The organism is Acetobacter estunensis (assembly GCF_011516945.1).
GTDB classification, from domain to species: Bacteria; Pseudomonadota; Alphaproteobacteria; order Acetobacterales; family Acetobacteraceae; genus Acetobacter; species Acetobacter estunensis.
Genome location: NZ_WOTH01000010.1, coordinates 105174 through 112108 on the forward strand (window position 1 = coordinate 105174; position 6935 = coordinate 112108).

General features: G+C 58.9%; 6 protein-coding genes. 4 read left to right on the plus strand and 2 right to left on the minus strand.

Translation table 11 applies throughout. The annotated features are described in order from the left end of the window. Positions 1-142 precede the first annotated feature (142 nt). A complete protein-coding gene (locus tag GOB87_RS07090) occupies positions 143-1129 on the plus strand; it encodes a UbiA family prenyltransferase (protein WP_166314264.1) in 987 nt (328 codons plus the stop codon). A gap of 19 nt (positions 1130-1148) precedes the next feature. Beyond that, positions 1149-1814 carry an HAD family hydrolase gene (locus tag GOB87_RS07095; protein ID WP_166314267.1) on the plus strand — a complete coding sequence of 222 codons (666 nt, stop codon included), beginning with the start codon at positions 1149-1151 and terminating at the stop codon, positions 1812-1814. Positions 1815-1890: 76 nt separating this feature from the next. Here GOB87_RS07095 and nagA read toward each other — a convergent pair whose 3' ends face one another. Continuing rightward, the gene (gene nagA / locus GOB87_RS07100) at positions 1891-3006 is read right to left on the minus strand and encodes an N-acetylglucosamine-6-phosphate deacetylase (protein ID WP_166314269.1); all 1116 of its coding nucleotides are present in this window, start codon (positions 3004-3006) and stop codon (positions 1891-1893) included. 42 nt (positions 3007-3048) lie between these two features. Beyond that, positions 3049-3468: a hypothetical protein gene (locus GOB87_RS07105; protein ID WP_166314272.1), complete on the minus strand. Its 420-nt coding sequence runs from the start codon at positions 3466-3468 to the stop codon at positions 3049-3051. Positions 3469-3646: 178 nt separating this feature from the next. On the opposite strand from GOB87_RS07105, the gene guaA reads away from it, so the two are divergent. Together guaA and GOB87_RS07115 are read left to right on the plus strand one after the other, a co-directional pair. Beyond that, the gene (gene guaA, locus GOB87_RS07110) at positions 3647-5242 is read left to right on the plus strand and encodes a glutamine-hydrolyzing GMP synthase (protein ID WP_166314275.1); all 1596 of its coding nucleotides are present in this window, start codon (positions 3647-3649) and stop codon (positions 5240-5242) included. Between the two features lie 360 nt (positions 5243-5602). Beyond that, positions 5603-6850: an aspartate-alanine antiporter-like transporter gene (locus GOB87_RS07115; RefSeq protein ID WP_242006215.1), complete on the plus strand. Its 1248-nt coding sequence runs from the start codon at positions 5603-5605 to the stop codon at positions 6848-6850. The last annotated feature ends 85 nt before the right edge of the window (positions 6851-6935 follow it).

The window sequence follows — 6935 nt, forward strand, 5'->3', positions numbered from 1 at the left end:
TGACGAGAGATATTGCAATAGCATGCTATGCATTATTTGTATTTTACACGGCATAGCGCTTGACATCTGTGCCTTCAAAGGCAATTAACAAATAATTGTATTCAATCTGCATATCGTGGTCTGGCCCACGCGGAATTATTTTATGACAGACATGTTTATCAACACCCCGACATCTGCCCGCAGGACAGGAGGAGTGCGCGACTACATCGCCATAGCACGCCTCGATCACAGTACGAAGCATGTGTTCATTATACCTGGCGCAGTACTCGCGTGGCTACTGCGGGGAGACCACGCACCATCGTTAAGTCTGAACATTGTATGCGGCCTTGTCACAGCGATCTGTATCGCGTCGGCAAACTATGTCATCAACGAGTTTCTTGATCGTGAGTTTGATCGTCATCATCCGACAAAATCGCGCCGCGCCGCAGTTCAGCGCGATCTCGATCCTCGCTATATTCTGCTCGAATGGGTACTATTCGTAACGATTGGACTATCTGCTGCTTTGCTCTCAAGCACGCTGATGGTCGTTACGGCAGCGATATTTGCAGCGCAAGGCATTGTCTATAATGTTCGTCCGTTTCGAAGTAAGGACAAGCCGTTTCTCGACGTCATCTCCGAATCAATTAACAATCCACTTCGGTTGATCATCGGCTGGGCCATGGTTGACCCGACGACGCTGCCACCAATCTCGTTGATCCTCGCCTACTGGCTCGGCGGCGCATTTCTGATGGCTGCCAAGCGCCTGTCCGAATACCGCGAGATCACAGCATCACACGGCAAAGAACTGCTCACGCGCTATCGCGCCAGCTTCGCCGGCTATACCGAAGTTTCGCTGACAGTGTCGACGTTTCTCTACGCACTGCTGGCGATGTTCTTCCTCGCGGTTTTCCTTATCAAATATCGAATCGAATACATTCTGACTCTTCCGTTGGTGGCAGTATTGTTTGCCTATTACCTCGCACTGTCGATGGAAGCGGGCTCTTCAGCACAGAGTCCTGAAGGGCTTTATCGCGAAAAAAAGCTGATCGTGATCGTGCTACTTCTGGCAGCCGTATTTGGGTTGACAACTTTCATAGATATTCCCTGGCTCGATACATTGACCAGCCAACACTTCATTGTACTCGATTGACGGCTGGAAGTGCGTCGACATGGATTGGGATACTATTGATTTTGTTGCTTTCGACGTTGACGGCACGCTGTACGATCAACGGCGGTTACGGACGCGGATGGCATGGGAACTGGTTACGCGCACGCTCTTACGGGGCGACTTTGTAACCATACGTGTGCTGAAGACTTTCCGTGCCCTCCGTGAAGATTTTGCCGAGGCTGAAGTCGAGGATTTTGAACCGCGCCTGCTGCGCGAGACCGCCATAGCGACTGGTGCAACCGTAACGACGGTAGAGGCGATCATCGCGAAATGGATGCTCCGACGCCCGCTGCGCCATCTGCCAGCCTGCCGTTATCCGGCGGTTGCTGACCTGTTTTCAAGCCTCGCACGCGCGGGCAAAACTGTAGGGATTCTGTCAGACTATCCCGCACGCGATAAATTGCACGCGCTTGGGCTTGAGGCGACGTTCGTCGTCACGGCGGACGATGTTGGTCGCCTCAAGCCGCATCCACAAGGTCTGCAGACATTGATGGCAGAAGCTGGAGCAAAACCTGAGCGCACACTACTCATCGGCGACCGATTCGAACGCGATGGTATCGTCGCGCAACGTGCTGGAACACGCTTTCTGATCCGGACAGCGCGAACAGAGGGAGATACCACGTTCACTCGTTTCGACGATCCAGTTTTCACACCGATATTGGCCTGAAGTTGCCGATCACTGCCGATGGTCCGCAGCCATCCCACTACTTACTATAGTCTTCACGATCCGGAAGAAAATCTGTTTAGGCCCGGAACACCGTCGTCCCCCCGACAAATACCGCCCGCACAGAGAACCCGGCATCCATCACGACCAGATCGGCCCGCGACCCCGGCGCGATCCGTCCCCGGTCATGCAGCCCGAGCCATGCGGCCGGATTGGCCGAGACGAGGCGTGAGGCTTCGGGCAGGGACATGCCCCCCACCGTCACGGCGTTGCGCAGCGCCACGTCCAACGTGAGAATACTCCCCGCCAGCGTCCCGTCCGGCAGCCGTACAGCTCCATCGCGAATTTCCACGTCCTGACCACCAAGTTGGCTCGGTCCCTCTGGCTGCCCCGTACCGCGCATGGCGTCGGTCACGAAAAGCAACCGGCGCCCCATCACGCGGGCCGCCAGCCGGAAAGTAGCCGGGTGGACGTGATGCGTGTCGAAAATCATCTCCGCATGGCCTTCGTCACTGCACATCAGCGCCGTGACAGGACCGGGACGCCGCCCCTCGATAGGAGGCATGGCGTTGAAGAGATGCGTACCTCCTACGGTGCCCCCTGCCGCGCACACCCGACAGATCGCCGCTTCGGCCTCCTCATAACCCGCCACCGTATGACCAAGGCTCACACGCACGCCAACGCGCGCGAAGCTCTCCATCGCCGTGTCGGCGTGCTCCAGTTCAGGGGCCAGCGTCACCACACGCACGACGCCGGTTTCAAGAGCCTGAGCCACAAGCCCGGGTGACGGTGGAATGGCAAACGGGGGCTGTGCGCCCAGTCGGTGCGGGCTGACGAACGGCCCCTCAAGATGCGCGCCGTGGAGGATCGGTCCATCTGTGGGCGCGGTACGCTGCGCTTCCGCCACCGCCTTCAGTGCGTTCATCACATCCGGCCATGGAGCGGTGATGGTCGTGGGCAGGATGGTGGTTGTCCCATGCGTCAAGTGGAAGCGCGCAAGACGATGGATTGCGGCCACTCCGTCCATCGTGTCCGCGCCGTCGCCGCCATGCACATGGCCGTCAATAAAGCCCGGCAGAATGTAGCGCGCGGGCGCTTCCGGCAGCGGCGTGATGGCGTGGATGCGCTCTCCTTCAAGCGTCAGCGTGCCGGGAAGGATGCGATCGGGAAGGACGATCTGGCCAGTCAGGTCCATAAGAGACAGATTCCGTAATGCGGCGGCAAGACGACCCTTGGGTCAGTCTCCCATGAAGTTCTTCCAGGCGCTGCCCTGTGGGCGATGCAGGACGATGTGGGCGCGGCAGTTGGGCGTGCCGAAGACCCCCTTGATGCTATCGCCATCGGGCTGCCCTTCGAACACCCAGGGCAATGGCTTGCCGTCCTTGTCCTTGAGCATGAGTTGGGCGTGCAGCCGCGTGAAATTCTTGTCCGGTTTTCCGCGTAGCACGAGCGTCCCTGTGGCAGGTGTGAAGGCCACACGGTCAGTTTCCACCTGCAAAATGGAGTCCTGATGATCGGGACAGGTGCCCTGATCCGTCACCAGCATGCCCACCCATTCGCCAGTCGGTTTGTCCGCAAACGCGGGAAGAGCGGCAGCCGACATGCCGACCGAAAGAAAAAAGGCTCGGCACAGACAGGGCAGGAGACGGGCGCGCATCGGCAGACCTCCACGAAGCAGTAACGAACCGCGCGCAACCGGGACGGAACACGCGGGAAACGGGTGACGACACCCCCTGCCTCGTCCTATACCCCGCGAGGAGAACGCCGCAATGTATGCGTACCGCTTTCCTGCCGTCCGGCGGAAGCGCATCGCACCCACCCGAGAGGAGCCTGCCATGTCCGGCACCGCCCAGGACGCCACCATTACCGACACCGCCCTGCATGCCGACCGGATCCTGATCCTTGATTTCGGCTCGCAGGTCACGCAGCTCATTGCCCGCCGCGTGCGTGAGAGCGGTGTCTATTGCGAGATCTGGCCGTTCACGGCGGACGAAGAACGTATCCGCGCCTTCGCTCCCCGCGGCATCATTCTCTCCGGCGGTCCAGCCAGTGTGCATGACGAAGGAGCACCGGTCATCCCGGAAGTGGTGTTCGCGCTGAATATTCCGGTGCTGGGCATCTGCTACGGCGAGCAGGCCATGTGCAACCAGCTCGGCGGCAAGGTCGAAGGCTCCGATCACCGCGAATTCGGCCGCGCCTTCGTGGACATCACCGAAGACTGCGCCCTGTTCCGTGGCGTGTGGGCACGCGGCAGTCGTGAACAGGTGTGGATGAGCCACGGCGACCGTGTGACGCAACTGCCGCCCGGCTTCCGCGCCGTCGCCACCTCCGAGGGCGCACCGTTTGCCATCATCGCCGATGAAGGACGCAGACTCTACGGCGTGCAGTTCCACCCCGAGGTCGTGCATACGCCCCATGGCGCAGCCCTTCTGCGCAACTTCACGCACAATGTCGCGGGCTGCACCGGCACATGGACCATGGCCCGTTTCCGCGATGTCGAGATCGAAAAAATCCGCAAGCAGGTGGGCGACAAGCGCGTGATCTGCGGTTTGTCGGGCGGTGTGGATTCCTCGGTCGCCGCCGTGCTGATCCATGAGGCCATCGGAGACCAGCTTACCTGCATTTTCGTCGATCACGGCATGCTCCGCGCGGGTGAGGCGGAAGAGGTGGTCAAGACCTTCCGTGGTCAGTTCAACATCAAGCTGATTCACCGCGATGCGTCCGATCTGTTCCTGTCCGCGCTTGAAGGCGTCACGGACCCGGAGGTGAAGCGCAAGACCATCGGACGCCTATTCATCGAGGTGTTCGAGGAAGAGGCCGCCAAGATCGGGGGGGCAGAGTTCCTCGCTCAGGGCACGCTTTATCCCGACGTGATCGAGAGCGTCAGCTTCACGGGTGGTCCTTCCGTCACCATCAAATCGCACCACAATGTCGGCGGCCTGCCCGAGCGCATGAACATGCAGTTGGTCGAGCCGTTGCGTGAACTGTTCAAGGACGAGGTGCGCGACCTCGGACGCGAACTGGAGATTCCCGAGAGCATTGTCGGACGCCATCCGTTCCCCGGCCCCGGTCTGGCCATCCGCATTCCCAGTGATTCCATCACCCGCGAGAAGCTGGACCTGCTGCGCAAGGCGGACGCCATCTATCTTGAGGAAATCCGCAATGCGGGTCTCTATGACGCCATCTGGCAGGCCTTCGCGGTGCTGCTGCCGGTGCGCACTGTGGGGGTGATGGGCGATGGCCGCACCTACGATCAAGCCGTGGCGCTCCGGGCCGTGACCAGCACCGACGGCATGACGGCGGAAGTGTTCCCGTTCGACATGGGCTTTCTCAACCGCGTGGCCAGCCGTATCGTTAATGAGGTACGCGGCATCAATCGTGTGACCTATGACATTACGTCCAAGCCGCCCGGTACCATCGAGTGGGAATGACACCCACCCGATAGACCCATCAGCAGATGCCTCTGTCGTTTGCCCCGGCTTGAAAAAGTCGGGGTTTTCTTTGCCGGTAAATTGACATGCAAAAGAAAATTTTTCTCGCCTTCTTCCAAGCCAAGAAGAAAAATAGGCTCACTTTCTCTTCGCAGTCAGATTGAAATACACTTTCGCTCTGAGCACATACACATATCTATGCAATAAAAAATATTCATTTCGAATAACAAATATTACGACATAAATACGATTCCAATTAAAGTATTAAACATTTTTTCCATTGATCTTTATCAATGACGGAAATGTGAGCGACCACGATGGTCGCCCACGAAAACCAGAACGAACCCAAGGAATTTCGTGTTGCACGCATTCACTGCCCCATTGGCCGACCTGTTTGGTGCGTGTCCTGAAATCGCTCTCTTTCTCGCCCTCGTGATCGGATGTTGGATCGGTCGATTCCGCTTTGGCTCATTCCAGCTTGGTGGCGTGGCCGGATCCTTGCTCGCCGCTGTGCTGCTCAGTCAGGTGGGTGTGCACATCGACTCAGGTATCAAGAACGTCCTGTTCGCACTCTTCATTTATGCTGTGGGATACCAGAGCGGCCCACAGTTCTTCCGTTCGCTCGGACGGCAGTCACTACGGGAAATCCTGATGGCCGTGGTGCTCGCCATTACGGGCCTGATCACGGTTGTGACGGTCGCGCGCCTGTTCCATCTCGACAAAGGACTGGCGGCCGGGTTGGCGGCGGGCGGCCTCACCCAATCGGCCATCATCGGCACGGCCGGTTCTTCACTGGAAAAGCTTGGCTTGCCGCTCGCGCAGGTGCAGCAGCTTCAGGGCAATGTCGCGGTAGGATACGCCGTGACCTACATTTTCGGATCCATCGGCCCGATCCTCCTGTGCGTGAACGTCCTGCCGTGGTTCATGAAGCGGGGCATTCGGGAAGACGCGATCAAAGCCGAAGCCGCACAGGCCGGTGGCGTGCATGTTCCGGGTGAAGGCGAAGTGCCCGCACTGCCAAATCTCATCGGACGGGCTTATCGAATCACGAAATCCGGCCTTACCGTTTCCGGCGTGGAGAACCTGGCGCGCGGCGTGACGGTGGAACAGATCCTACGTGACGGCAAGGATGCCGGCGTGAGCGCCGATGTCGCGCTGATGTCCGGCGATCAGGTCCTGCTTGTGGGGCAGCGCGCGGATATCCTCACCATAGGACAAAAGATCGGACAGGAATGCGGGGAAATCCCGGGCATGGATATCGCACTGATACGACGCGATGTTGTCTTGTCCAGAAAGGATTTTTCCGGGAAGACCGTCAGCCAGTGCGCGCAATCCCTGTCGGCTGCAGTCCGTCATGGCGTCTATCTCGTGGGCCTCTCCCGCGCGGGCACGACGCTGCCTGTCACCCCCGACACGCCGGTAAAAGACGGGGATATGGTAACGCTGCTCGGCACATCGGCGGACGTGCAACGTGTAGCAAACCAGATCGGCACTATCCTGATCCCCTCCGTAAAGACCGATCTGGTTTTCCACTCCCTCGGTATCGCGCTTGGTCTGTTGATCGGTCTGGCCGTCGTGCACATAGAGGGTGTTATGCACTTTGCATGAGTAGGTTAGCTGCGTTTCTGAGCATGAAGCCTGCGAAGGCGATGATGTGCATTGCGGCAAGTGTTGAGGCGCAGCGTTCGTAGTC

Coding starts and splice junctions, on each gene's coding strand:
- GOB87_RS07090 (WP_166314264.1), top strand. CDS start 143: ATGACAGACATGTTTATCAACACCCCGACATCTGCCCGCAGGACAGGA.
- GOB87_RS07095 (WP_166314267.1), top strand. CDS start 1,149: ATGGATTGGGATACTATTGATTTTGTTGCTTTCGACGTTGACGGCACG.
- nagA (WP_166314269.1), bottom strand. CDS start 3,006: ATGGACCTGACTGGCCAGATCGTCCTTCCCGATCGCATCCTTCCCGGC.
- GOB87_RS07105 (WP_166314272.1), bottom strand. CDS start 3,468: ATGCGCGCCCGTCTCCTGCCCTGTCTGTGCCGAGCCTTTTTTCTTTCG.
- guaA (WP_166314275.1), top strand. CDS start 3,647: ATGTCCGGCACCGCCCAGGACGCCACCATTACCGACACCGCCCTGCAT.